At 72.0% G+C, this 24,572-nt stretch carries 21 protein-coding genes and 1 pseudogene; 13 read left to right on the forward strand and 9 right to left on the reverse strand.

Going from position 1 to position 24,572, the window contains the following annotated elements:
- Positions 1 to 2 precede the first annotated feature (2 nt).
- From AC07FN_RS21400 to AC07FN_RS21410, 3 genes are all read left to right on the forward strand, one after another.
- Positions 3 to 854, forward strand: coding sequence for a metal ABC transporter ATP-binding protein (locus tag AC07FN_RS21400; protein WP_358306917.1), 852 nt, complete (start codon positions 3 to 5; stop codon positions 852 to 854).
- Positions 851 to 1,729: a metal ABC transporter permease gene (locus AC07FN_RS21405; protein WP_478397174.1), complete on the forward strand. Its 879-nt coding sequence runs from the start codon at positions 851 to 853 to the stop codon at positions 1,727 to 1,729. The genes AC07FN_RS21400 and AC07FN_RS21405 overlap by 4 nt, the downstream gene beginning before the upstream one ends.
- Positions 1,730 to 1,932: 203 nt before the next feature.
- Positions 1,933 to 2,442 carry an ion channel gene (locus AC07FN_RS21410; protein WP_478397175.1) on the forward strand — a complete coding sequence of 170 codons (510 nt, stop codon included), beginning with the start codon at positions 1,933 to 1,935 and terminating at the stop codon, positions 2,440 to 2,442.
- Positions 2,443 to 2,535: 93 nt separating this feature from the next.
- Here AC07FN_RS21410 and AC07FN_RS21415 read toward each other — a convergent pair whose 3' ends face one another.
- Complete coding sequence (locus AC07FN_RS21415; RefSeq protein WP_478397176.1) at positions 2,536 to 3,570, reverse strand: ADP-ribosylglycohydrolase family protein; 1,035 nt, start codon at positions 3,568 to 3,570, stop codon at positions 2,536 to 2,538.
- A 319-nt stretch (positions 3,571 to 3,889) separates the two neighbouring features.
- Here AC07FN_RS21415 and AC07FN_RS21420 point away from each other — a divergent pair, with 319 nt between their 5' ends.
- Positions 3,890 to 6,724 carry an AfsR/SARP family transcriptional regulator gene (locus AC07FN_RS21420; protein WP_478397177.1) on the forward strand — a complete coding sequence of 945 codons (2,835 nt, stop codon included), beginning with the start codon at positions 3,890 to 3,892 and terminating at the stop codon, positions 6,722 to 6,724.
- Positions 6,725 to 7,279: 555 nt separating this feature from the next.
- On the opposite strand, the gene AC07FN_RS21425 is transcribed toward AC07FN_RS21420, so the two are convergent.
- A complete protein-coding gene (locus AC07FN_RS21425; protein WP_478397178.1) occupies positions 7,280 to 8,083 on the reverse strand; it encodes an SGNH/GDSL hydrolase family protein in 804 nt (267 codons plus the stop codon).
- A gap of 492 nt (positions 8,084 to 8,575) precedes the next feature.
- On the opposite strand from AC07FN_RS21425, the gene AC07FN_RS21430 reads away from it, so the two are divergent.
- From AC07FN_RS21430 to dapA, 4 genes are all read left to right on the forward strand, one after another.
- The gene (locus AC07FN_RS21430; RefSeq protein ID WP_478397179.1) at positions 8,576 to 10,570 is read left to right on the forward strand and encodes a hypothetical protein; all 1,995 of its coding nucleotides are present in this window, start codon (positions 8,576 to 8,578) and stop codon (positions 10,568 to 10,570) included.
- 114 nt (positions 10,571 to 10,684) lie between these two features.
- Positions 10,685 to 11,425, forward strand: a complete 741-nt coding sequence (locus AC07FN_RS21435) for an ESX secretion-associated protein EspG (protein ID WP_478397180.1) — start codon at positions 10,685 to 10,687, stop codon at positions 11,423 to 11,425.
- Positions 11,426 to 11,496: 71 nt separating this feature from the next.
- A complete protein-coding gene (locus tag AC07FN_RS21440) occupies positions 11,497 to 12,159 on the forward strand; it encodes a DUF3159 domain-containing protein (RefSeq protein WP_478397181.1) in 663 nt (220 codons plus the stop codon).
- Between the two features lie 29 nt (positions 12,160 to 12,188).
- Positions 12,189 to 13,031 (forward strand): 4-hydroxy-tetrahydrodipicolinate synthase, encoded by an 843-nt coding sequence (gene dapA / locus AC07FN_RS21445; protein WP_478397182.1) that lies wholly within the window; start codon positions 12,189 to 12,191, stop codon positions 13,029 to 13,031.
- Between the two features lie 434 nt (positions 13,032 to 13,465).
- Here the strand turns inward: dapA and AC07FN_RS21450 are convergent, their stop codons facing one another.
- Complete coding sequence (locus tag AC07FN_RS21450) at positions 13,466 to 14,446, reverse strand: N-acetylglucosamine kinase (RefSeq protein ID WP_478397183.1); 981 nt, start codon at positions 14,444 to 14,446, stop codon at positions 13,466 to 13,468.
- A 217-nt stretch (positions 14,447 to 14,663) separates the two neighbouring features.
- Here AC07FN_RS21450 and AC07FN_RS21455 point away from each other — a divergent pair, with 217 nt between their 5' ends.
- The gene (locus AC07FN_RS21455) at positions 14,664 to 15,506 is read left to right on the forward strand and encodes an amidohydrolase family protein (RefSeq protein ID WP_478397184.1); all 843 of its coding nucleotides are present in this window, start codon (positions 14,664 to 14,666) and stop codon (positions 15,504 to 15,506) included.
- 219 nt (positions 15,507 to 15,725) lie between these two features.
- Here the strand turns inward: AC07FN_RS21455 and AC07FN_RS21460 are convergent, their stop codons facing one another.
- The 5 genes and pseudogenes from AC07FN_RS21460 to AC07FN_RS21480 all read right to left on the reverse strand — a co-directional run.
- Complete coding sequence (locus AC07FN_RS21460) at positions 15,726 to 16,775, reverse strand: SIS domain-containing protein (RefSeq protein WP_478397185.1); 1,050 nt, start codon at positions 16,773 to 16,775, stop codon at positions 15,726 to 15,728.
- 31 nt (positions 16,776 to 16,806) lie between these two features.
- Positions 16,807 to 17,628 (reverse strand): carbohydrate ABC transporter permease, encoded by an 822-nt coding sequence (locus AC07FN_RS21465; protein ID WP_132487115.1) that lies wholly within the window; start codon positions 17,626 to 17,628, stop codon positions 16,807 to 16,809.
- On the reverse strand, positions 17,625 to 18,590 hold the full coding sequence (locus AC07FN_RS21470) for a carbohydrate ABC transporter permease (protein ID WP_408013607.1): 966 nt from the start codon (positions 18,588 to 18,590) through the stop codon (positions 17,625 to 17,627). The genes AC07FN_RS21465 and AC07FN_RS21470 overlap by 4 nt, the downstream gene beginning before the upstream one ends.
- A gap of 2 nt (positions 18,591 to 18,592) precedes the next feature.
- The gene (locus AC07FN_RS21475; protein WP_478397186.1) at positions 18,593 to 19,456 is read right to left on the reverse strand and encodes an extracellular solute-binding protein; all 864 of its coding nucleotides are present in this window, start codon (positions 19,454 to 19,456) and stop codon (positions 18,593 to 18,595) included.
- A 106-nt stretch (positions 19,457 to 19,562) separates the two neighbouring features.
- Positions 19,563 to 19,754: pseudogene (locus AC07FN_RS21480) on the reverse strand (extracellular solute-binding protein); the annotation flags it as partial.
- On the opposite strand from AC07FN_RS21480, the gene AC07FN_RS21485 reads away from it, so the two are divergent.
- From AC07FN_RS21485 to AC07FN_RS21500, 4 genes are all read left to right on the forward strand, one after another.
- Complete coding sequence (locus AC07FN_RS21485; protein ID WP_478397216.1) at positions 19,714 to 20,025, forward strand: hypothetical protein; 312 nt, start codon at positions 19,714 to 19,716, stop codon at positions 20,023 to 20,025. The pseudogene AC07FN_RS21480 and the gene AC07FN_RS21485 sit on opposite strands and share 41 nt — an antisense overlap.
- Positions 20,026 to 20,182: 157 nt before the next feature.
- Complete coding sequence (locus AC07FN_RS21490; RefSeq protein WP_093268739.1) at positions 20,183 to 20,938, forward strand: GntR family transcriptional regulator; 756 nt, start codon at positions 20,183 to 20,185, stop codon at positions 20,936 to 20,938.
- 360 nt (positions 20,939 to 21,298) lie between these two features.
- Positions 21,299 to 22,231 (forward strand): hypothetical protein, encoded by a 933-nt coding sequence (locus tag AC07FN_RS21495; RefSeq protein ID WP_478397187.1) that lies wholly within the window; start codon positions 21,299 to 21,301, stop codon positions 22,229 to 22,231.
- 159 nt (positions 22,232 to 22,390) lie between these two features.
- Positions 22,391 to 23,518, forward strand: coding sequence for a S1 family peptidase (locus AC07FN_RS21500; RefSeq protein ID WP_478397188.1), 1,128 nt, complete (start codon positions 22,391 to 22,393; stop codon positions 23,516 to 23,518).
- Positions 23,519 to 23,608: 90 nt separating this feature from the next.
- Here AC07FN_RS21500 and thiE read toward each other — a convergent pair whose 3' ends face one another.
- On the reverse strand, positions 23,609 to 24,280 hold the full coding sequence (gene thiE / locus AC07FN_RS21505) for a thiamine phosphate synthase (protein WP_478397189.1): 672 nt from the start codon (positions 24,278 to 24,280) through the stop codon (positions 23,609 to 23,611).
- Between the last annotated feature and the right edge of the window lie 292 nt (positions 24,281 to 24,572).

The raw sequence follows: 24,572 nt of genomic DNA on the forward strand, positions 1-24,572 counted from the left end.
ATATGACCGCCAAACCCGAGACCGAGACCGTCCTCGCGCCCACCGCCACGGCCCCCGCCGTGCGGCTGCGCGGCGCGGAGCTCTCCTACGGCCCCCGAGTCCTGTGGTCCGGCCTGGACCTGGACGTCGCGCCGGGGGAGTTCCTGGCCGTGCTCGGGCCGAACGGCTCCGGCAAGACGAGCCTCCTGCGCGTGCTGCTGGGCTTGCAGCAGCTTTCCGCGGGCAGCGTCGAGATCGCCGGCGGGCCGGCCCGCCGGGGCAGCAACCGGATCGGCTACATCCCGCAGCAGCGGGCGCTGGACGCGACCGTGATGGTGCGCGGTAGCGATCTCGTCGGTCTCGGGTTGGACGGTCACCACTGGGGCACGGGCCTGCGCGGCCGCCGCGAGCGCAAGCAGCGGGTCGCCGCGGCGCTTCGCGCGGTCGAGGCGACCGAGTACGCCCGGATGCCGCTGGGCCTGCTCTCCGGTGGCGAGCAGCAGCGGCTCCGGGTGGCGCAGGCGCTGGTCAGCGATCCGGCGGTGCTGCTGTGCGACGAGCCGCTGCTGTCGCTGGACATCGCGCACCAGCGCAAGGTCAGCCGGCTGATCGCGAACCAGGCGCGGGAGGCCGGGGCCGCGGTCCTGTTCGTCACCCACGAGATCAACCCGGTGCTGCCGCTGGTCGACCGGGTCCTCTACCTGGTCGACGGCCGGTTCCGGATCGGCCCGCCGGACGAGGTGATGACCTCCGCGACGCTGTCCGAGCTGTACCGCACCGACGTCGAGGTCGCCCGCGTCGGCGGGCGGCTGGTGGTCGCCGGCACCGACGAGCACGAGCACGACCACCACGTGCAAGAGGCGGAAGAAGCGTGAACGCGATCATCGACGGGCTGGGCAAGATCCTGGACTTCTCGACCACGATCGACCTGCTCGGCTACCCGTTCGTCCAGCAGGCGCTGCTGGCCGCGGCGGCGCTGGGGCTGGTCTCCGGCTGCCTGGCGCCGCTGGTCGTCGCGCGGAAGATGTCCTTCGCCGTGCACGGCACGGCCGAGCTCGCGTTCACCGGTGCCGCCGCGGCGCTGCTGATCGGCGTGGGCGTCGGCGTCGGGGCGCTGGCCGGGGCCGTGGTCGCCGCGCTGCTGCTCGGGCTGCTGGGGCAGCGCGGGACCGAACGCGATTCGGTGATCGGCGCGATCCTGTCCTTCGGGCTCGGCGTCGGCGTGCTGCTGCTGTGGCTCAACCCGGAGCGGACCTCGAACAAGTTCAGCCTGCTGGTGGGGCAGATCGTCGGCGTCGATTCCGCGGACGTGCTGCTGCTGGCCGGATGCGCGGCGGCGGTCCTGGTCGTGCTGGCCTTCGTGTACCGGCCGCTGCTGTTCGCCAGCGTCGACCCGGACGTCGCGGCGGCCCGCGGTGTTCCGGCGCGACTGCTGACGCCGCTGTTCGCGGTGCTGGTTGGCGTGGCGACCGCGCTCGGCGTCTACACCGTCGGCGCGTTGCTGGTGCTGGCGCTGATGGTGACGCCGGGAGCCGCGGCGGCGCGGGTGACCGCGAGCCCGGTCAAGGCGACGGTGCTGGCCGTCGTGTTCGCCGAGGTGGCGGTGCTGGGCGGCATCCTGCTGTCGCTGGCGCCGGGGGCGCCGGTGAGCGCCTTCGTCACGATCATCTCGTTCGTGATCTACCTGGTGTGCCGCGTGGTCGGCAACCGCCGGCTCCGCCGCCTGTCCCGGACCCCGGTCACCGCCTGACGACAGTTTCAATTGAAACTGCGGTCACGTGGTGGCAGTTCCAATGGACATACATCAGGAGGGGCCCCACAGTCCAGGGAGCCTCTGAGGTTCCGCCACCCGCACCGCCACCCAAAACGCGGTTGGAAAAACCTCAGTGAAACCGCGGGTCGAGCACGGGGCTCGAATGGCGGTGGGTCCGGGGTTGGCCGAAGCTGGCGGTCGTGCCTGGGAGCGGCCGGAAGCGGGTCCTGATCAACCTGGCGACTTCGCTGGGCGCGGTGGTGGCGTGCACCGTCGTCTACTACCTCCTGCCGGTCGACCGGTTCGGCCTCGTCGGCACCGTGAACGCGGTCGTGGTCTTCGCGGTCGGGCTGGCCGCGGTCTCCTCGCTGATCCTGTTCCAGGTGCGCCGGTTCCGGATCGGCGGCGCGCGCCACGGCAGCTCCATGGCCGGGGTGGCCGCGGCGTTGTACCTGGCAGTGCTGTTCTTCGCGGCTGTCTACTTCGGACTGGTCCGGCACGATCCGGGCTCGGTCGCGTCGTTGCGCACCAAGACCGACGCGCTCTACTTCTCGCTGACGATCACCAGCACCGTCGGCTTCGGCGACGTGTACGCGGTGTCCCAGCTCGCCCGCGCGGTCGTTTCGGTGCAGCTGGCCTTCAACATCGGGTTCCTCGCCGTGGCCGTCGCCGTCGTCCGGGCCAAGGCCGCCCGGCCGGACGACGCCTGAGCGATCAGTCTCCGCTGGTCAGGTGCCGTGCGTGTTTCGCGTCGCGATGGCAGCACAACATGCGCACGGGTGTGCACCAGCGGAAACCGTGCGTCAGGCGAGGCCGAGGTAGCGGCGTTCGTTGAACTGCTCGCCGACGCAGGAGGCCCCGAGGTCGTGGCCGATGCGCTCGATCACGTCCGCCAGTTCCAGCCGCGCCAGCCACGAGCGGGGCAGCACCGCCGTGCCGTGCCGGGCGCCGAGGATGCTGCCGGTCACGGCGGCGGTGGTGTCGCTGTTCCCGGAGTGGTTCACCGCCAGCCGCAGGGCGTCGGCGAACTGGTCGGGCTTGGGCATCGCGAGCGCGCAGTAGACGCCGATGGCCAGCGCCTCCGGGCCGATCCAGCCCTGACCGAGCCGCTCGATGTGCCCGACGCTCGCGCCCAGCCGCGCCAGCGTCGAAGCCTCCGCGAGGGCCGTGGCGGCCTCGCCGTCCTCGCGCAGCACGCGGCCCGCCGCCTGGTCCACCGCGGCGGGCAGCTTCCGCTCCTGCACGGCCACCAGGTGCACGATGAGCGACAGCGCCCCGGCCGAGGCCCAGCCGCCGACGCCGCCGTGGGTGAGCGCCGCGCATTGGCAGGCCAGCTGGTAGGCCATCTCGGCGGTGGGCGCGAAGCCGAGCGGCGCGCTGCGATCCACTCCGCCGCAGCCCTTGGAGGTGTTCCGCGGCCGGTCCGGCGTGCCGAGCTCGGGTTCCTGCAGCGCGCGCAGGCTGGTCAGGCCGGGCGCCCGGCTGGCGTACAGCTCGGGCTCGGCGAGCAGGCCGGTCGCGCCGGGCTGCGGCTTGTCTTCCTGCTGGGTGGTCAACCACCGTCGGTAGGCGGCGGCGGTGGACTCGACCGGCCGCCAATTGCCGCCGTTGTTACCGGTGGTCCAGGCGTGCAGGTAACCCTCGCCGGTGAACAGCGCCAGCTGCGTCGCGTCGCCGAGCAGCGCCTGCGGCGGCGGTTCGGCCACGCCTGCCTGGCCGAACTCGGCGCGGATGCCGTCCAGCTGCGCGTACTCGACCGGACTGCCGAGCGCATCGCCGAGCGCCCCGCCGAGCAGGCAGGCCACCGCGCGATCGACCACTGTGGACGGGGTCGGCACGGGTGCGGCTCTCCTTCCACAGTGTCCTCGTACGAGTGATCGCCGTGTCCAGACTTTACTTGGCGTATCCGGTCGCCGGGAGATGTTCACCGCAACAGCGGCGTGGGCCGGACGCCGAGGGAGGAATCGGACATGGCTCCATTGGAGTGAATCGTCGGCCGGTGATCGACATGCGTTCGGGTGCGCCTCGTTACGGTGTGTCGGGTTTTGGGCGGCGGACCGGCTGCCGCGTGGGCTTTCCGGGGGTGTGGACTCGCCGTGCGCGGTACCCGAGACTGTCTGAAGGCTCAACAAACATGAGTGAGAGTCGGAATTGGAGATGATGGCGGGGCAGGGCAGCTCGACCGAGGCACCGGGCGCGGGGTTCGAGTTCCGCCTGCTCGGTCCTCTCGAGGTGCGCGTCGACGGCAGCTCGCAACCGCTGGGCAGCGCCCCGGTCCGCGCGCTGCTGGCCTGCCTGCTGCTGGAACCGAACCAGGTCGTCTCGATGGACCGGCTGATCGACACGCTGTGGGAGCACGAGCCGCCGGCCAGCGCCCGGACCATCATCCACGGCTACGTCTCCCGGCTGCGCAAGCTCTTCGGCGCCGGCTCGGAATCTGCCGAGATCGTCACCCGCCCGCCCGGCTACCTGCTGCGGGTCGACAGCGACCGGATCGACGCGCACCGCGCGCGGGCGCTGATCAACCGCGCGCACGGCATGGAACCGGCGGCGCGGTCGCGGATGCTGGCCGAGGCGCTGACCTTGTGGCGCGGCCCGGTGCTCTCCGACCTCGCCAGCAGCCGGCTGTACCGGATGGTCGCGCCGAACCTGGACGAGCTGCGGTTGCTGGCGCTGGAGGAGCGCGTCGCCGCCGACCTGGATCTCGGCAGGCACCACCAGCTGGTGCTGGAACTGTCCACCCTGGTCGACCGGAATCCGCTGCGGGAACGGCTCACCAGCCAGCTGATGCTGGCCCACTACCGCGCGGGGCACCGCGCCGAGGCGCAGGCCCGCTACCACGCCCTGCGCCACCGGCTGTCCCACGAACTCGGCCTCGATCCCGGCCCCGAGCTGCGCGAACTCTACGAGAAGCTGCTCCGCGACGACCCGGCGCTGCGCAGCCCGCAGCGCCGACCGGAACCGGGGCCCGAGCTCAAGCGCCCGATCCCGGCGGAGCTGCCGCCGGCCCCGGCCGGATTCGTGGGTCGCCAGGGCGAACTCGCCGCGCTCGACGACCTGCTGGCCGAACGCGAACACGGCTCCACCCTGCTCGCCGTGCTCACCGGCACCGCGGGCGTCGGCAAGAGCGCCCTCGCGCTGACCTGGGCGCACCGCGTCGAGCACGAGTTCCCCGACGGGCAGCTGTACGCGTCGCTGCGCGGTTACGACTCGGAGCGCGAGCCGCTGACGCCCGGCGAGGTGCTGACCAGCATGCTCAAAGCGCTCGGCGTCGCGGCGAATGCGATCCCCGTCGAGCTGGACGACCGCACCGCGCTGTACCGGTCGCTGCTGGCCAAGCGCCGGGTGCTGGTGCTGCTGGACAACGCGCGGGACTCCGAGCAGGTACGGCCGCTGCTGCCTGGCAGCGCCGAGTCGCTGGTGCTGGTCACCAGCAGGCGGCGGCTGGACGGGCTGGTGGTGCGCAGCGGGGCGCGGGTGCTGCCGCTGGAAACGCTGCCGACCGAGACCGCGATCGAGCTGCTCGACCGGGCGGGCGTGCCCGGCAAGTCGGCCTCCGAGCCGGCGGCCGCGGCCGCGCTGGCGGAGCTGTGCGGCGGGCTGCCGCTGGCGCTGCGGATCGCCGCTGCGCGGCTCGCGGCGAACCCGGCGCGCGGCGTGTCCGACCTGGTGCACGAGCTGACCGACGAGCGCAACCGGCTGCACGCGCTGGACATCGACGACGTCGACACCAGCGTCCGCCGCGCGTTCGACATCTCCTACCGCAGCCTGCACCCGGTGCACGCCGACACGTTCCGGCTGTTGGGGCTGGTGCCCGGCCACACCTTCACCTCGCACGCCGTCGCCGCGCTGTGCGGCACCGACGCGCCCAACGCGCAGCGCAGGCTGCGGGCCTTGGCGCTCGCGCACCTGGTCACCGAGACCGAGCCGGACCGGTTCGGCATGCACGACCTGCTGCGCGTCTACGCCCGCGACCTGCTGGCCGAGCCGGCCCCGGTCGACACCGAGGCCCTGCGCAGGCTGCTGAACCACTACCTCGTCACGGCCGACCACGCGCGCCGCTTCCTCCGCCCGGCCCGGGACGACCTGGACTTCTCCAGCGGGCCCGAGGTGCCCCGGCCGGAGATCACCGACCGTTCGCAGGCGCTGGAGTGGTTCGACGCGGAGTGGACGAACCTGGTCGCCGCCGTCCGGGCGGCCAACGCCGAGGGCATGCACGAGCTGGCCTGGCCGCTGGCCCGCCTGCAGTTCAACTACCTGATGGTGCGCTGCCCGTGGGAGGACTGGATCCGGATCTACCGCGACGGGCTCGACTCGGCCAGGGCGGTGGACGACCCGGCGGGCAAGGTGCTGATGCCGGCCGGGCTCGGGGTCGCGTACTCGCGGTCGGGCCGGCTGGACGCCGCGCTGGCGCACTACGACGAGTCGTACCAGGCCGCGGTGCGGACCGGCGATTCCGCGCGATTGGCGATGACCCAGGTCAACATGGGCAGCGTGCTGTTCCGCCTGAAGCGCTACGAAGAGGCGAAAGTGCACTGCCAGGACGCGTTGAGGGTCTACCGTTCGCTGGGCGACCGGTACTTCGTGGCGGGGGCGCTGAACAACCTCGCCATGGTCGAGCAGGTCAACGGCGAGCTGGAGGAGGCGCTGGCGCACCTGCGCGAGGCCGAGGCGCTGTACCGGGACGCCGACGACCTGGAGACGCTGGCGATGGTGCTGAACAACTGCGGCGAGGTGAGCATCGAGCTGGGCCGGATCGCCGACGGCGAGCGGTTCCACCACGAGGCGCTGGACATGGCGCTGAAGTGCGGTTCCGCGATGCGGCAGGCGTCCGCGTACCTGGGCCTCGGCGACGCCGCCCGGTCCCGCGGCGACCTGGCGGTGGCCCGAACCCGCTGGGACACCGCGCTGGCGATCTTCGAATCGGAGGGCTCGCCGCGCTCGACCGAGGTCCGCGCGCGGCTGGAAGACCTCTCCGCGGCCGCCTGCTGAGGGGCGTTTAGCCGACGTTTAGCGGCCGTGTAGCGCCCGCTGGGAACTTTCATCATGTGCGGATCAAGCCGTGCATGGTTCGCACACGGGCGGCTCTGGGGGGAGTCCAGGGGGGATTGTCGCCCGGTCGTCCCGGTCGGCACACGTGGCCGGCCGGGGCGGCCGCAAGGGGGGCTTGGCATTCGGGACGGGTTCATCCCGGATGGACGTGGGGGTGAGTGCGGGCTTTCGGCGCCAGGAGTGGGTGATCCTGCCGGAGGCCCGCACTTCGTCTTGTACGTGTAGTTGTGGTCGCCTTGCTCATCGGTGCGGGTGGCGGCCCTCTGCGGGAGTTGCTGCGGTCTTCTCGCTGCGGGATCCCCGACATCATGGATGACCAATTCACGACGTCGGGGCTGTCCTCGCCGGGAGAACCCCGGAGGGGTGGGCACCGAGAACCCGCGGCGGTGCTGGGCTGAGCGGCTGCGCCGCTTCAAAGACGAGGACCGTGGGTCGGTTGGTCTTCGCTTCGTCAGCACAGGCGTTACTACCAGGTGAAACGGCACCACACAGAGCTCAGGCCGAGGGGTGCCCGGCGGTGAGCTTCTCCAGCTGGGGGCGCTTCGCGGTGCGGCCGTCGCCGCTGGACACGCCCCGCAGGCGGCGGCTGATCCACGGCGCCAGGTACTCGCGGGCCCAGCGGATGTCCTGGGCGCGCTGCTCCCGCCAGGGCATTCCGGGGACCACGGGCCAGGGCTCGCGCCAGTCGGCGGCGACCGGAACGCCCAGCGCCTCGCACGCGCGCAGGGCGACTCGCCGATGACCCGCCGCGGACAGGTGCAGCCGGTCCTCGCTCCAGGCCCGGTTGTCCCGCAGTACCCGCATCGACCACAGGTCCATCACGTAGCAGCCGTGCTTGTCGGCGATCGCCCGCAGGTGCGAGTTGTAGGTCCCGACCTTGCCGCGCACGTGCCGCAGCACCGGGGTGTCGCGGGTGTCGAAGCCGGTGCCGATCAGCACGTCGGCGCCGGTGGCCCGCAGCTCGCCGACCGCGGATTCGAAGAGCTCCGCGACCGCGTCCGGGTTGCTGCCGGGGCGGATGATGTCGTTGCCGCCGGCGGTCAGGGCGACCAGCCCGGGCCGCAGCGCCACCGCCTGGGGCACCTGCTCGTCGACGATCTGGCGGATCAGCTTGCCGCGCACCGCGAGGTTGGCGTACCGCAGCTCGGGGTCGTGGGCGGTCAGGTGCTCGGCCAGCCGGTCCGCCCAGCCGCGGAAGCTCCCGTTCGGATCCGCGTCGGCGAGCCCCTCGGTGAAGCTGTCCCCCAGCGCGACGAAGCTGCCCCAGCGCGCCGAGTCGGCGTTGCGCTGCGATTCCATTGACTCTTTCCCTCCTGGTCTTTTCTCCCGCACGCGCGGTGACCGGGAACCAGATTGGCGCTCGAACGGCTACCTACGCCACCGTCGGTTCCGCACTAGTGACTAACGGCACTGAACGGTCTAGTATTTCTGTCCGATTCGCCCGGAAACTGCTCGTGCTTTGCGAATTTCGTTGCCGCACTGCACTTTTCCGGCGTCGCGGCAGCAACTGAGTGGCTATTCCTCGAAACACCGATACGGGTGAACCTCAGCTGCTACTGTTCTTCGGCGGTAACAGATGCAATGAGGGGGCCCGCGATGTTGCGATCGATGCAGGTGGCAGCTCGGCGTGCGTTCGGGGAGACGTCGCGCCGTCCGCCGTTTCGCGTCATCGCGGTCGGTTGAGTTGGGGAACGACAGCGTGCTCCGTTGCGTCGATTCCAGTGCGCCCGCGGTTCGGGTCCACCCGGACGTCGCGCGGCGCTGCAACCGTCCCGAATATCTGGGGGAATCGTGACGTCACCGCAGAATCCGGCGTCCGCGCCGGGGCCCGCGGGCTTCGACGCGCAACAGCGGGCAGCAGGCCCGGGAGGACGACGCCGCGCGGACGCGCCGATGCGCGGCTCGCTCGGCGGTGAGGTGCCGCCGGCACCGAGCGGGCCCCGGCCGCCCGCCCCGCGTCCGATGCGCCTCGATCTGCGCGGCGAGCTCGCCGCACTGGCCGCCGAACCGCACCCGTTCGCGCTGTGGCAGCGCGCCGAGCAGCTGGCCGATCGCTTCGAGCACGACCAGCGCCGGCAGCCCCAAGACGCCAGGCCGGCGCCGGACCGGCCGGAAGCGCCGAAGACGCCGGGCGGCGGATTGGCGCTCTCCGGCGACCTCGGCGGGCTCGACGTGCCGCCGGGACGGCCGGAACCGCCGGCCGAGCTGTCCGGCTCACTCGGCCCCGAGCCGCTCGAAGAACCGCAGCGCCCGGCCGGGTTCAGCGGCGGCCTCAGCGGCTCGCTGCAGGACGACCCGCTGAGCGGCCCGCTGCCATCGATCCACGACGGCCTGGTGGGCGGCCCGCCGCCGCAGGCGGGACCGCCGCGCCACGACCTCCCGCCGACCGGGCCGGACGGCCCACCGCGCCGACACGACTCCGGCCCGCTGCCGCAGCAGGGACCGCCGAGCGGCCCGCTACCGCAAGACGGGCTGCTGGCGCCCGAGCCGGATGCCCTGAGGTCCGGCGCCCCGCCGTTCGACGGGCCGCCGAGCGGACTGCCGCCGCAGGTCGGCGGGCGCCGTCACGACGCCCCGCCGCCAGGCCGGGATGGTCTGCCGCCCCACGATGGGCCGATGTCCGGGCCGGACGGGTTGCCGCCGCGGCACGACGCCGGCCCGCCGAGCGGCCAGCTGCCGCAGGCCGGACCGCCGCGCCACGACCTGCCGCCGGCAGGTCCGGACGGGCCGCCGCCCCACGATGGGCCGATCGACGGATTGCCGCCGCGACCGGACGCCGCTCCGATGGGTGCGCCGCCGCAGGTGGGACCGCCAAGCGGCCCACTGCCGCAGGCCGGTCCGCTGAGCGGTCCGCCGCCGCAGGCTCCGCTGCGTCACGACGCTCCGCTGGACGGTCCGCCGCCGCGCCACGACTCCGGTCCGGGCAGCGGTCCGCTGCCGCAGGCCGGTCCGCCCCGGCAGGACGGCCCTTCGCCGCTGCCGCTGGACGGCCCGCCTCCGCAGCCCGGCCCGCTGCCGCAGGCCGCTCCGCTCAGCGGTCCGCCGCCGCAGGCTCCGCCGCGGCCCGACGCCCCACCGCTCGCGCCTGACGGCGCGCCGCGGCACGAGGCTCCCGGTCCCCGGCTCGCCGGGCCGCCGCCCTCCGGGCCGCCGCCCGTCGACGGTCCGCCGATGGCCGAACCGCGTCCTCCTGCTCCGCAGGGTCCGCCGTCGCCTCCGGTCGGCAACCCGTCGCTGGGTGGTCCGCCGCCGCGACCTCCGGTCGCTCCCGGGCCGCCGCCCGAGGGGCCGCCGAGCGGTCCGATGCCGCAGGCCGGGCGCCCGGTCGGGCCGCCGCCCGCGCGGCCGGACGGCCAGCCGAGCGGTCCGATGCCGGTCAACGCCGGCCCGCCGCCGGCGCCACCGCGCCCGCCGGAGCCGCAGCCGGAGCCGCCTCGCCCGCCCGAGCAGCAGCGTCCCGTGCCCGCGCGGGCGCCGAAGCTCACGCAGCGCGCCGACGGCGGGTTCGGGCCGATGGGATCGTCCGGCACCTGGAACGGGACCTCGTCGGCCCGCGCCGGTTACGGCCGGAACATGACGTGGTCGGCCGACGACTTCAAGGAGGAGCGCCGGGAGGACGACGACCTGCGCGCCGGCGCCGGCTACAAGCCGGGCGAGAGCGGTCGCGGCGCGGTGCCGCAGTTCCTGGTCGAAGCCGACGAACTCTTCGAGGAGGACGACGGCGAGAGCCGCCTCGTCGCCCCGCCGGTGCTGGGCGAAGCCCCCGCCAGCTACCGGGACTTCTAGGGATTGTTCGATGTGGCTCGTGCCGCGGGTGCAACCAACGCCTGCGGTGCGGGCCGAGTCCCGCGCCGCTGATCTCAGCGCCGGCCGGCGCACCCCGACTCGAAATGAGCTGTGATGGTCGAGACGATCACCCTGTCGATCCCCGCGGTCGACCTGCTCGGTGAGCAGCTGAACCTCACCGTGCGGCAGTACCCGTTCGAGCTCCCGCGCGTCGGCGAGGCCGCGGAGGACCGCAACCGGCTGGCCGCCCAGGTGTGGCAGGAGCTGGAGTCGACCGGCCTGGCCCGCAACGGCCGCCCGGAGCCCGAGGTCGAGGACGCGCTGTACCTGCTGTGCAGCTCCGAGGTGTCGATCGCCGCCGCCGGGCTGCTGGACGTGCGCGCCGGGCAGCGGCTGGCCGCGCGGGTCGTGGCGACCGGCGAGGTCGGCGTGGTCGGCGTGCTCGACGGCCGGGGGCTGCGGATGAGCTTCCTGGCGCCGGACACCCTGCCCCGGGTGTGCGCCGAGCTGCTGCCCGACGCCCCGCCCGGCAGCGGCGGCGAGGTGCGCGCGGTGGCCGACCGCAGCCACGGCCGCCCGACCGACGCCGACATCGACGGGCTGGCCGAACTGCGCTCGATCACCTCGGGGCAGAAGTTCCGGCTCGGGCACTTCGTCGTCGGCGGAGCCCGGCGCGGCGGGCCGCGCGGCCGGATCCCGAACCTGATCTGGTTCGACAACGACCGGGGCCGCTACTCGCTGCAGGGCGAGCGCGCCGACGGCCAGGACGTCGTCACCTGCCGCCCGGCGGACAAGCCCCGCATCGCCGGCCAGCTCGCCGCCCTCCTCGACCGGGCCCGCCGGGGGCTCGGCTGAAACGCCTCGTCGGGGAGTTGCTTGCCACTGGTGGGTGCGGACCAGGCGTTGGTTAGGGCAGGCTGGGTTCCGTGACGCAGGACCGGCAGGCGGAGATCGCGGCGGACCGCGACGACCGCGATTCGTTCATGCGGCTGCTCGGCGGCCGCACCAGCGCGATCGACGCGAGCCTGCCGCCCATCGCGTTCGGCGCCGGGTGGTTCTTCGGCGGCGAGTCGATCGCCATCGGCGGCGGCGCGGCGGTGGTGGTGGGCGCGCTGATCGCCGGCTGGCGGCTGCGCGGGGGAGCCCGGCCGCTGGCGGTGCTGATCAGCCTGCTCGCGGTCCTGCTCGGCGCGCTGATCGCGCTGTACACCGGGGATGCCGCGGACTTCTTCCTGCCCAGGCTGGTGACCAACGCGCTCAGCGCGCTCGCCTGGATGACCAGCATCGCGATCCGCTGGCCGCTGCTGGGCGTGGTGGTCGGCACGGCCCTCGGCCAGGCCCGGCGGTGGCGCCGCGACCCGGTGCTGCTGCGGGCGTACAGCCGGGCGAGCTGGGTCTGGGTCGGCCAGTACGTGGTGCGGCTGGTGGTGTTCATCCCGCTGTGGCTGCTGGGCTTCACCGGCGCGCTGACCATCGCGCAGGTCGTGCTGACCTGGCCGCTGGTGGCGGTGTGCGTGGCGGCGAGCTGGTGGGTGATGCGGCGGTCCCTGCCGCCGGAACACCCGGGACTGCGGCATCCGCAGTCGTGACCGCTCGGCCGGAGGAGCAGAATGCGCTCATGTCTCTCGGCAGCGTGATCACCGCGATAGTCACCCCGTTCGACGACGAGCTGCGCGTCGACGAAGCCGCCTTCATGGACCTGTTCCGCCACCTGATCGACCACGGCTCGGACGGCATCGTGGTCTGCGGGACGACCGGCGAGGCGCCCACGCTCACCGACGAGGAGCACCTGCGGCTCATCGAGCTCGCCTGCGCCGAGCGCCCGGCTGGCGCCACGGTGATCGCTTCGACCGGGTCGAACAACACCGCGCACGCCTGCGAGATGACGGAGCGGGCGACCGAGCTCGGCGCCGACGCGGTGCTTTCGGTGACGCCGTACTACAACCGGCCCAACCGCCGCGGCCTCGTCCGGCACTTCACCGAGATCGCGCGGGCGACGGACAAGCCGGTGGTGCTCTACAACGTGCCGTCGCGGATCGGCCTGTCGCTGACGCCCGACCTGCTCGCCGAGCTCGCCCAGGTCGAGAACATCGACTACGTCAAGCAGGCGGACAACGCCGCGCTCGCCCAGATCGACGGCCTCGGCCTGTACGCGGGCAACGACGACGGCTTCGCCGCAGCCCTGGACCTCGGTGGTCTCGGCGGCATCCTGGTGGCCAGCCACCTGGTGGGCCCGCAGATGCGGCGGATGGTCGACGAGCCGGAGCGCCGGGCGGAGATCGACGCCTCACTGAAGCCGCTGTACGCCGCGCTGTCGACGACCACGAACCCGATCCCGGTCAAGGCGGCCCTGAACCTGGTCGGCCACCGGGTCGGCGGGGTCCGGCTGCCGCTGGTGGACGCGGACGAGGCGGAGCTGGCGGCGATCCGCAAGGGCCTCCAAGAGGTCGGCCTCGCCTGAGGACGGACCGGACTTCGATTTCAATGAGGTTTTTCCAACCTCGTTTTGCGTGGCGGTGCGGGTAGCGGAACCTCAGAGGCTCCCTGGACTGTGGGTGCCCTGACTTATGTATGTCCGATACACGGCGTCAGGGCCGTCCTCGCCAGGGAGCCTCTGAGAACCCGCGGCGGTGCGGGTTTCGTAGGTGGGTTATGCGCCTGCGGCGCATGCGGCACCTCATCGATGTGCAGCTTTGCGACCCGCGGTTGCGGGCCGACCAGGATGGAAAACGCTCATTGAAACTGCACCCCAGGTTTCCGCCCGCAACCGGATCCCCAGCTCCAACGGAAACCGGGGATCATCGGCGTGTCGCACCCCGACACGCCGGGTCCTGTGGATAACTTCCGCAATTTCAATGGAAATCGGACCTCTGATTTCCATTGAAATTGCGGACCTCACGGCTCGGGGGAGGCGTTGGTAGTCCGGCTGAGCAGGCGTTCGTGGAGGGTCTTCGGGTCCTCCGCGAGGTCTAGGGCCGCTAGCCAGGCCGCTCCGGCTTCGCCCGGGCCCGCCGTGCGCTGGGTTTGGAAGCCCCGGGCCGACAGCGTGCCGCGCAGCGCCTCGCGGACCGGGTTGCCCGGCGCCACCAGGCCGCCTGCCAGCACGATCGTCCTGGATTCGCCGTGGCAGCGGGTCGCCGCCGCGGTGTCGGCCAGGACTTGGGCGGCGCGCCGGACGATGTCGGCTGCCGTTTCGTCGGTGGCCGCGGTCACCAGCGGCGCCAGCTCCGCGAGGCGGATCGGTGGGGCCGCGTTCACCGCGCTGATCAGCTCCCTGCGCTGCGCGCCCGGCGCGTCCGGCAGGAGCCGGTCGCGCACTGCCGCCGTGAGGCCGTGCAGCGGCTCGCCGCGGTCCAGCGCGCGCAGCGCGGCTCGCACCGCTTCGCGGCCCAGCCAGAACGCCGAGCCCTCGTCGCCGAGCAGCCAGCCGTGACCGCCGATGGTCGCGACCATCCGGTGCTGCTCGATGCGGGCCGCGATGGCGCCCGTGCCCGCGATCAGCACCGTGCCGTCGGGATCCGGCGTACCCGCCGCGAAGGCCACCTCGCAGTCGCTGATCGCGCTCCACGGGCTCCGCAGGCCCAGCCCGGACCACGTGCGGTCGAACAGCGCGCCGAACCCGGGATCGGCCATCTTGCTGACCCCGGCCATGCCGATCACGCAGTTGCGCACCGCCGCCGGATCGATCCCGGCGAGGGCCGCCCGCGCGGCATCGGCGATCTGCCGCGCCGCCTGCCCGGGCGGGTGCGAATTCGGGTTGCCGCCGGCCGCTTCGCCGCGGCCCAGCACCCGGCCGGACAGGTCGCTGACGAGCGCCCGGCTGCTGGTTCCGCCGATGTCCAGGCCGAGTACGAGCGCCGCTTCGTCGCCGTGCATCCGCCCTTTCTACCCCTCGCGGCCGCGCACCGTGGCCGGTGCGACCAAAACCGGCCGGGACCTTCTCGCCAACCCCTGGCATCCGGCGTGGCGAGCGGCTATACATCGAGGCGTTGCTTGATCAGTCGGGGAGCTGGAGCATGGACGACCTTGCCGGGTCACGTCGAATGTCCGATTTGGACGGTGCGGGCCGTTGCGGCGCGAGCGGGGCGGCTCGATGACCGTCGACACCCACCACCACCTGTGGGACCTCGACGTCCGGGACCAGCCGTGGATCGTCGGCGAGGCGATGGAGCCGCTGCGCCGCGACTTCCGGCCCGCCGACCTGCAGGCCGCGCTGAAGGGTTCCGGCGTGACCGCCACGGTGCTGGTGCAGACCGCCGCCGACCCGGACGAGACGCCGGAGATGCTGGTGCTGGCCGACACCGTGGACCGCATCGCGGCGGTGGTCGGCTGGGTCGACCTGACCGCGCGGGACGCCCGCGAGCGGATCGGCCGCCTGCAGGCGCACCCGTCCGGCGGCTGGCTGAAGGGCATCCGGCACCAGGTCGATGACGAGCCGGACCCGGACTGGCTGATCCGCCCGGAGGTGCTCAACGGGCTGGCCGCGGTCGAGGCCGCCGGGCTGGTGTACGAGCTGCTGGTCCGGCCGCACCAGCTGCCGGCCGCGATCAAGGCCGTCGGGCAGTTCCCGCAGCTGACCTTCGTGCTCGACCACTGCGCGAAACCGCCCGTGGCCACCGGTGAGCTGGAGCCGTGGGCGAGTCGCATCCGGGCGCTGGCCGCCCACCCGAACGTGGTGTGCAAGTTGTCCGGTCTGGTCACCGAGGACGACTGGGCCCGGCAACCTGATCCGGTGAGGCTTGCACCTTACGTGGACGTGGTGCTGGAGGCGTTCGGGCCGGGCCGGCTGATGTTCGGTTCGGACTGGCCGGTGTGCCTGCTCGCCGCCGACTACGGGCAGGTCATGGACGTGGCCCGGCAGCTGACCGCCGGGCTCGACGATCGGCAGCGCGCGGCGGTGTTCGGGGCGACGGCGCGCGAGGTGTACGGCTTTTAGGGTCTTTGGACTCTGCCGTTCGGCTCGCCCCGAGGCTTGCGGCATGCTCCGTTCGGCGTAACCTGACGGTGCCCGTCTCACCCCGCCCCCTCGGTGAGGCGGGCTTTTACTTGCGCGGCAGGGGGATGTCGTCGCTCAGCGCAACCGGGCCGGAGGAGCGAACGGCCCGTTCGCTCCGGTAGGCGGGGTGAACGGGCCGTTCGCTTCGAAAACCGTCGGTCACCGGGTGCGGGTGACCTTCTTCAGGCCGCGCGGGCTGTCCGGGTCGAAGCCCCGGGCCAGCGCCAGCCCGAGGGCCAGCTGCTGGACCGGCAGGACCTCCAGCACCGGCGCCAGCTCCTCGGCGCAGGCGGGCACCGGGATGCGGTGCGACGCTTGCACGTCCGAGGCCGCCGAGCCGATCGCGCAGATGTCCGCGCCGCGCTCGTGGACCACGTCGAGCACCTCGCGCATCGCGTCACCGCCGCGCCCGTTGCTGCACAGCGCGAGCACCGCGGTGTCGGTGTCGACCGCCGCGACCGGGCCGTGCAGCAGGTCGGCGCCGCTGTAGGCGCGGGCCGAGAGGTAGCTGGTCTCGGCGAGCTTCAGCGCCGCCTCGGAGGCGGTGGCCAGCGAGTAGCCGCGCCCCGTGGTGACCATCCGCTCCGCGAAGCGGTACCGGCGCACCGCGTCGTCCACCACCTTCTGGCCGGCGTCCAGGGCGGTCGCGGCCAGCTCGGGGATCGGCTCGGCGTCCGCGCCGGTCCCGCCGCGCACCGCGTCGACGAGCAGGTACAGGGCGAGCAGCGTCGCGCTGTAGGTCTTGGTCGCGGCCACCGCCTGCTCGCGGCCCGCCCGGATGTCCACCGACAGCTCGGCGGCGGAGTTCAGCGGCGAGTCGGCGGTGTTGGTGACCGCGACCGTCAGCGCGCCGCGCTTGCGGCCGGACTCGGTGACCTCCAGCAGGTCCGGGGACCCGCCGCTCTGGCTGACCGACACCAGCAGCACGTCGGTCAGGTCCGGCTGCGCGCCGTAGAGCGTGGTCGTTGACGGCGACGTCAGCCCGACGGGCATTTCGAGCAGGACTTCCAGCAGGTACTTCGCGTAGAGCGCGGCGTGGTCGCTGGAGCCGCGGGCGGCCAGCAGCGCGAAGCGCGGCCGGCGTTCCGCGATCTTCGCGGCCACCTCGGCGATCGCGTCCCGGCCGGCCAGCAGGTCGGCGAAGATCGCGGGCTGCTGGCTGATCTCGTCGGTCATGTGGCGACCGGGGGTGGCGGTCATCGGGCCCATCCCTTCAGATTTAGGTCTAGACCAATCTTACTCAGCCCTTGACGGCGCCCGCAGTGACGCCCGACACCATCTTCCGCTGAACCGCCAGGAAGAACACCAGGACGGGCAGCGTGAACAGGGTCGCGGAGGCCATCGTGGCGCCCCAGTCGGTGCCGAACGCGTTCTGGAAGCTCTGCAGGAACACCGGCAGCGTCTGGAGGTCCTGGGAACGCATGAAGATCAGCGCGTACAGGAACTCGTTCCACGCGGTGATGAACGCGAACACCGAGGTGGCCACCAGGCCCGGTCCCAGCAGCGGCAGCGTGACGCGGCGGAACGCCTCGGCCCGCCCGCAGCCGTCCACCATGGCGGCCTCCTCCAGGTCCATCGGGATCCCGTCGATGAAGCCGCGCAGCGACCAGATGGTGAACGGCAGCGTCGTGACCCAGTAGACCAGGATCAGCGACGGCAGCTTGTTCAGCAGCCCGAGATCCCGCATGAACAGGAACATCGGCACCATCAGCGCCTCGAACGGCACCATCTGCGCGACCAGCACCAGCATCAGGAAGCCCTTGCGGCCGCGGAACCGGAACCGGCTCATCGCCAGCGCCGCCAGGGTGCCCGCGACCAGCGAGCACGCCACCGCGGTGAGCGTGACCAGCAGGCTGTTGCCCAGGTAGCGCAGGAAGTCCGAGCCGAACAGCGCGGTCGCGTAGTTCTGCAGCGTGACCGCGCTCGGCACCAGGTCGTAGGACGTCGACAGCACTTCGCCGCGCGGCTTGAACGAGCTGGCGAACATCCAGTACGTCGGGAACACGAAGATCACCGCGATGGCCAGCGCCAGCGCGGACAGCCCGATCCGGCGGATCCTCACAGCTCCACCTCCTGAGAACGCAGCAACAGGCGCAGGTACTGGGCGCAGACCACGACGAGCACGAGGACCATCAGCACGCTGACCGCGGCGGCGGCGCCGAAGTGCTTGCCCGCGATGCCTTCGAGGTACTGCATGACCGGCAGCGTCGTGCTCCCGCCGCTCGGGCCGCCCTCGCGCATCGCCCACACCTGCGAGAACACCTTGAAGTCCCACAGCACCGACAGGAACGTCACGATCATCAGCACCGGCTTGAGCTGCGGCCAGGTGATCGCGGTGAACGTCTGCCAGCCGCTGGCGCCGTCGATCCCGGCCGATTCGTAGAGGTCCTTGGGCACCCCGAGCAGCGCGGCGTACAGCGTCATCGCCACGAACGGCACGGCCTGCCAGGTGATCAGGATGCCGACCACGGTCAGCGTGCTCGCGCCGGTGGCGAACCAGGAGTGCCCGGCGAAGGAGTCGAAGCCGAGCAGCACCAGCGTCTTGTTCAGGATCCCGTACTGCTGGTCGAAGATCCACTGGAACACCGTGGTCGCGGCCAGCTGCGGCATTGCCCACGCGAGCAGCAGGCTGACCTGCAGCACCACTCGCGGAACCACCGGCACGTGCTTCATCAGCAGCGCCAGCAGCAGTGCCGTCAGCACGGTGGCCGCCACGATGGACGATGTGAACACCACGGTCCGGAGCGTGACGGTCCAGAACTCGGGGTTGCCGAGGATCTGCGCGTAGTTGTCGAAGCCGATCCAGGTGAACTCGCCACGCGTGAGCTCGCCGAGGTCGAGCTTGCGGAAGCTGGTCACGACCACGTTCACCGCGGGCCAGCCGAGCAGTGCGATCAGCGCGAGCACCGCGGGAGCGAGCAGCAGGTACGGCATCGCTTCCCGGACTCGCGGGCGGCGCCGAGCGCCGGGCACCACGGGCGAACCCGCGGTGCCCGGCGCCGGGCGGGTGTGCGTAGCGGTCATGATCAGTTGTTCGCCGCCAGCAATCGGGTGATCTTGTCGTTCGCCTCCAAGGTGGCGTCGACGACCGACTTCTGGCCGGTCAGCACGGCCGTCATCATGTCCTTGAGCGGGTTCTGCCCGGACTCGATGGCCGCCCACTGCGGCACCGGCGGCGGCACCTTGCCGTCCTTCGATGCGATGGCCATCGCGGCGCTGACCGGGTTCTTCTCCAGCGCGCTGGTGTCCTGCGAGGCGCCCGGCACGACGCCGCTGTCGGCGAGCTTGGTCTGGTACTTCTGGCTGGTCAGCAGCTTCAGCCAGTCCTTGGCGGCGGCGGCGTCGGCGCTCCCGCCCGGGATCGCCAGGTTGGAGCCGCCGAGGAACACCGGCGCGGTCTTGCCCGGGAACTTCGACGGGATCGGGAAGGCGCCGGACAGCCCGGCGATCGCCGGGTTGGTCTTCGCGGCGGTCTGCACCTCCCACGGCAGCGCGATCATCATCGCGACCTTGCCCTTGGCGTACACCTCGGCCTGCTGCGGCTCGGCCTCGTCGGTGTCGGCCGGGGCGGACGTGGCCGACGTCTTGACCAGCTGCTGGTAGTACTCGACGCCCTCGCGGGTCTGCGCGGTGTCCAGCGCGCCCTTGTACTCCGAGCCCTGGCCGGTCGCGATGTCACCGCCGGAGTCCCAGATGAAGGACAGCAGCGCGTACCAGGACTGGCCCGGCAGGTAGAGCGACTGGAAGTCGGGGTCCGCGCCGTGGGTCTGCTCCAGCTTGGTGATCGTGGCGAGCAGCTCGTCGCGGTTGGTCGGCAGCTGTGTGATGCCCGCCTGCTGGAACAGTTCCTTGTTGTAGACGACGACGCGGTTGGCGGCGTAGAACGGCACGGCGTACTGCTTGCCCTCCCACGCGCGACTCGGCCAGCGCGGGTACCCACTGCGACTTGCCCATGCCGTCGGCGTCGGCGGTGAGGTCCAGCAGCGTGCCCTCGGAGGAGAACTGCGCGGTCTGGCTGTTCCCGAGCTCGATCACGTCCGGCGGGTCGTTGCTGGTCAGAGCGGTGGTCAGGCGATCCTGGATGCCGTTCCACTGCTGGATCTGGTAGTCCACCTTCATGCCCGGGTGGCTCTGCTCGAATTCCTTGTTGAGCTCTTCGATCAGTACGTCGGGCGCCGAGCCGTCCATCAGCCAGACGGTCAGCTTGTTGTCGCTCGCGCTGGTTCCGCCGCCGCAACCAGCGAGGGTCAACGACAGCGCGGCGGCCGCCGCGAACGCCTTCCAGGTCTTCAACATTCGCCCCTTCCTCCGCGCCGGCGCGGAGCCGCGGGTGCTCGCCATCGGGGCCGGGCACCCGCATATCTTTGGTGTAGACCAATGCGATGAAGATTGTGGTGCGGGGCACGCGATGTCAAGACTTTTCGGCGCTACTGTTCAGGCACGCATAAGGCTGGCTTGATCTTCGGGCGCCGGCTCGTCGCGGCAGCACGTCGCCGCCGCCGGCGTTCGGGCGGCCGACTTTCGGGCATGCTGAGGTATCAGGACTCGGCAGGCCGGCGACTCGACGCCTCGGGGAGCGGAACAACGGCGGCAAGGTTGCGGTGGTAGGAGGAACGATGCTCGAAACGTCCGTGTCCGGTGGGGCGGACTCGCCCGGACGCGCACAACGCGAACCGAAGTACTGGGGGCTCAAGCAGCACCTGTTGGACATGCTCCGGTCCCTGCCGCCCGGTGCGCCGATTCCTACCGAACGCTCGCTGGCCGCCGAGTTCGACGTCTCGCGCACCACCGTGCGCCAAGCGCTGGCCGAGCTGACCGTGGAGGGCCGGCTGCTGCGGGTGCAGGGCAAGGGCACCTTCGCGGCGAAGCCGAAGGTCGCCCAGCGGCTGCAGCTGAGCAGCTACACCGAGGACATGCGCGCCCAGGGCCGCCAGCCCACCTCCCGGCTGCTGGAGGTCGTCGAGGAACCGGCCGCGGAGGAGCTGGCCGAGCTGCTCGGGACCAAGCCGAGTTCGACCGTGCTGCGCCTGCGCCGGCTGCGGCTGGCCGACGGCGAGCCGATGGCCATCGAGACCACCCACCTGCCGCTGACCCGGTTCCGCGGGCTGACCACCCGGCTGGAGTCCGGCGGCTCGCTCTACCAGGTGCTCCGCGAGAGCTTCGAGGTCGAGCTGGGGCACGCGGAGGAGACCATCGAGACCGCGCTGGCCAGCCCGGAGGAGGCGGAACTCCTCGGCTCCGACGTCGGCCTCCCGATGCTGCTGCTGTCCCGGCACTCCTTCGACACCGAGGGACGCCCGGTCGAGTGGGTCCGCTCGATCTACCGGGGCGACCGCTACAAGTTCGTCGCCCGCCTCAACCCACCCAACTGAGCCCGAGAAACCTGTTTCCAGACTCGCCTTGCGTACCGGTGCGGGTGGCGGAACCTCAAACGCCGCCTGGACTGTGGGAGCCCCGACTTGCGTATGACCAAATACGCGGCACCGGGGCTGTCCTCGCCAGGCGACGTCTGAGAACCCGCGGCGGTGCGAGTTGCGAGGGTGGGCTAAGCGGCTGCGCCGCTTCAAAGAGCAAAGACATGAGGAAGAGCATCCCGGATCGGGGTGCCCTTCGTCGTTGCCGGCCGCGTTACGCGAAGTGGGAGTCCTCACGGTTCGGCAACGATCTGGAGAAAACGCTCGTGTTCGCCCGTTGGACCGTTCAGGGAGAGTGCGTTCAAGAGCGTGGGAGCGATGGGCAGGCAGGAAGAGGTCAAGCGGCAAGAGGAGTCGGACGAGCAGGAGCCGGGCGAGGAGGCCAAGAAGTCCAAGAAGATCGACGTGGCACCGACCCAGGTTGCGGGCGCGGCGCTGGCCTCGGTGACGGCGGCCTTCCTGGGGTCCCGGCTCGGCGTGGCGGGCACCTTGATCGGTGCCGCGCTGACGAGCGTGGTGATCACCGTGGGCGGGGCGCTCTACCAGCGGTCGTTCGACAGCGCGAAGGAGAAGGCGGTGCACGCCGCCGCGAAGGCCTCGGTGCTGAAGCTCCGGCGGACCACCGTCGCGCGCTATGTGTCCACAAAGGACGATACCGTCGGGATGACGCGGCGGATCCGCCTGACGCCCGGAATGCATTGGCCGGGCGGGGAAACCGTCGTGGACGAGGACCGCACGGCGAAGATCGACACCGACGCGGCGACCCGCATGCTGAACGTGGCCGAGGCGGGGGAGGCGACCGAGGTCGTCGCGCCCGCGAAGCCGGCCGCCGACCGGCGCAAGCGCCACGTCCGGTGGGCGATGGTGGCCGCGAGCTGCGCCGCGGTGTTCACGCTGAGCATGCTGATCGTCACCGGATTCGAAGGAGTGACGGGAAAACCGCTCTCCGGCGGTGACAGCGGCACCACGCTCGGTCAGGTGCTGCAGCGCGACGAGCAGCGCGCGCCCAGCGTCCCGGCCGAGCCGACGAAGCCGCAGGAGACCCCGACCCAGCAGCCGCAGCCGACGACCGAGGTGACGCCGACGCAGCAGCCGACGGTGCAGCCGACCGCGGAAACCCCGACGCCCACCCGGGAGCAGCCGACGCAGGCGCCGACCACGGCCGAACGGCCCAGCCAGGCGCCGGAGTCGGGCCGCTTCGAGGTGCCCCTCGAAACCGGCGAGCCGCGTCAGTCTTCTTCTGGGGGATAGGAAATCCAGGCCGAACGCCTCCTGCGCTAGCTCAATCGAGTTGCGCAGGAGGCGTTTTGGGCGAATGGGGCGAAAGGCGGATGTGGGACTGATGTTCTCCTCTGATACTGGATCGGCGACGGGGCGATGAGATCCAGCTCACGAAGAGGGAGACATCAGATGAAGCGCAGACTCGCGGCCCGGGTGGCCGGGACCGTGATGTTGGCGGCGGGAACGGTGGCCGCGTTGACCATGCCCGCCACCGCGACCGAAACCGCGCCGCCCGCGGCAGAAGGGGCGACCCTGCTCGACGCGATGCAGCGCGACTTCGGCCTGGACCGGGACCAGGCCCTCCAGCGCCTCGACCAGGAAGCCGCTGCGGCCCAGGCCGACGAGCGGCTGAGCGGCGCGCTGGGCAGCACCTACGGCGGGTCCTACTTCGACCCGGCGCTCGGCAAGCTCGTCGTCGGCGTCACCGACCAGGCCCGCTTCGACGAGGTGCGCGCGGCCGGCGCCGAGCCGAAGCTCGTCATCTACAGCATCGAGCAGCTCAACGGGGTCGTCGAAGGCCTCAATCTGCGCAGCTCGATCGCCCCGAAGGGCGTCTCCGGCTGGTACGTCGACGGCAAGGTGAACTCCGTCGTCGTCACCACCAGGCCGGGCACCGCCCCCGACGCGGCGCGGTTCGTGCACACCTCCGGGGTCATCACGGAAGCGGTGCGCGTAACCGAATCGCTGGAGAACCCCCGCACCTACGCCGATGTCATCGGCGGCAACGCCTACTACATCGGCAGTGGCTCCCGCTGCTCCGTCGGATTCTCGGTGCAGGGCGGATTCGTGACCGCCGGGCACTGCGGCAGCGTCGGCGACTCCACCTCGCAGCCCACCGGCCAGTTCGAGGGCTCGTCGTTCCCGGGCAACGACTACGGCTGGGTCCGGGTCGGCTCCGCCGACACCCCGCGCCCGCTGGTGAACCGGTACAACGGCACCACCGTCGGCGTCGCGGGCTCCACCGAGTCCGCCGTGGGCGCGTCCATCTGCCGCTCCGGCTCCACCACTGGCTGGCACTGCGGTTCGGTGCAGGCCAAGAACCAGACCGTGCAGTACCCGCAGGGCACGGTGACCGGCCTGACCCGCACCGACGTCTGCGCCGAGCCCGGCGACTCGGGCGGCTCCTGGCTGTCCGGTAGCCAGGCCCAGGGCGTGACCTCCGGCGGTTCGGGCAACTGCAGCTCCGGCGGCACGACCTACTTCCAGCCGGTGAACGAGATCCTGCAGGCCTACGGCTTGACCCTGCTCACCCAGTAAGCGCCACCAGACCGGCCCCCGGCACCCGGCCGGGGGCCGCGTCGCGTCCGGGGAGGGCGATTTCGTGCGAAATCGCTCAGCCGCCGAGCGTTACGGCAGGCGGTCACGGAGCTCGCGGGCCGCGGCGCGCGGGTCCTCGGCCTCCGTGATCGCGCGGACCACGACGACCCGCTCCGCGCCGGCCTTGAGGGCTTGGTCCAGGTTGTCCGGGCCGATGCCGCCGATCGCGAACCACGGCCGACCGTGGCCGCGGTGCTCCGCGGCGTGCTCCACCAGCTCAAGCCCGGCCGCCGAGCGGCCCGGCTTGGTCGGCGTCGTCCACACCGGGCCGGTGCAGAAGTAGTCCACGCCGGCCTCGATCGCGGCGGCGTCCGCCTGCACCACGTCGTGCGTCGACCGGCCGATCGCGACGTGCTCGCCGACGATGCGCCGGGCGATCTCCACCGGCAGGTCGTCCTGCCCGAGGTGCAGGATGTCGGCCTCGGCGGCCATCGCGACATCGGCGCGGTCGTTGACCGCGAGCAGCGCGCCGTGCCGCAGGCACGCCTCGGCAAGCACCTCCAGCGCCGCCAGCTCGTGGCGGGCCTCCAGCGGGGCGCCGTTCGGGTTCTTGTCCCGCAGCTGGATGATGTCGACCCCGCCGGCCAAGGCGGCGTCCGCGAACTCCGCGAGATCACCGCGCTCGGCGCGCGCGTCGGTGCACAGGTACAGCCGCGCCTCGTCGAGGCGAGCGCGGATGCCGAAGCCGTCAAATCCAGGCATGCCCCACAGGGTAGCCTCCCGCGACGCCGCCGCCGGACCGCGTGAACGCGAGCACGGGCGTGCGTTCCCACCCGGTGCCCGAAATTTGTGAAAGTTGCTCATCCGCACTGTCTTTGAAGCGACGGAGCCGCTTAGCCCACCCTCGCAACCCGCACCGCCGCGGGTTCTCAGGCGTCGTCTGGCGAGGACAGCCCCGATGCCGCGTATTGGTCATACGTAAGTCGGGGCTCCCACAGTCCAGGCGGCGTCTGAGGTTCCGCTACCTGCACCGTTACGCAAAGTGAGTTCAAGA

The organism is Saccharopolyspora sp. NPDC045941 (assembly GCF_056431445.1).

Bases quoted from the DNA above. Each gene is read 5' to 3' on its own strand.
- AC07FN_RS21500 (WP_478397188.1), top strand. From the start codon at position 22,391: ATGAAGCGCAGACTCGCGGCCCGGGTGGCCGGGACCGTGATGTTGGCG.
- AC07FN_RS21490 (WP_093268739.1), top strand. From the start codon at position 20,183: ATGCTCGAAACGTCCGTGTCCGGTGGGGCGGACTCGCCCGGACGCGCA.
- AC07FN_RS21400 (WP_358306917.1), top strand. From the start codon at position 3: ATGACCGCCAAACCCGAGACCGAGACCGTCCTCGCGCCCACCGCCACG.
- AC07FN_RS21450 (WP_478397183.1), bottom strand. From the start codon at position 14,446: ATGCACGGCGACGAAGCGGCGCTCGTACTCGGCCTGGACATCGGCGGA.
- AC07FN_RS21425 (WP_478397178.1), bottom strand. From the start codon at position 8,083: ATGGAATCGCAGCGCAACGCCGACTCGGCGCGCTGGGGCAGCTTCGTC.
- AC07FN_RS21435 (WP_478397180.1), top strand. From the start codon at position 10,685: ATGGTCGAGACGATCACCCTGTCGATCCCCGCGGTCGACCTGCTCGGT.
- AC07FN_RS21495 (WP_478397187.1), top strand. From the start codon at position 21,299: ATGGGCAGGCAGGAAGAGGTCAAGCGGCAAGAGGAGTCGGACGAGCAG.
- dapA (WP_478397182.1), top strand. From the start codon at position 12,189: ATGTCTCTCGGCAGCGTGATCACCGCGATAGTCACCCCGTTCGACGAC.
- AC07FN_RS21460 (WP_478397185.1), bottom strand. From the start codon at position 16,775: ATGGGCCCGATGACCGCCACCCCCGGTCGCCACATGACCGACGAGATC.
- AC07FN_RS21420 (WP_478397177.1), top strand. From the start codon at position 3,890: ATGATGGCGGGGCAGGGCAGCTCGACCGAGGCACCGGGCGCGGGGTTC.
- AC07FN_RS21455 (WP_478397184.1), top strand. From the start codon at position 14,664: ATGACCGTCGACACCCACCACCACCTGTGGGACCTCGACGTCCGGGAC.
- thiE (WP_478397189.1), bottom strand. From the start codon at position 24,280: ATGCCTGGATTTGACGGCTTCGGCATCCGCGCTCGCCTCGACGAGGCG.
- AC07FN_RS21470 (WP_408013607.1), bottom strand. From the start codon at position 18,590: ATGACCGCTACGCACACCCGCCCGGCGCCGGGCACCGCGGGTTCGCCC.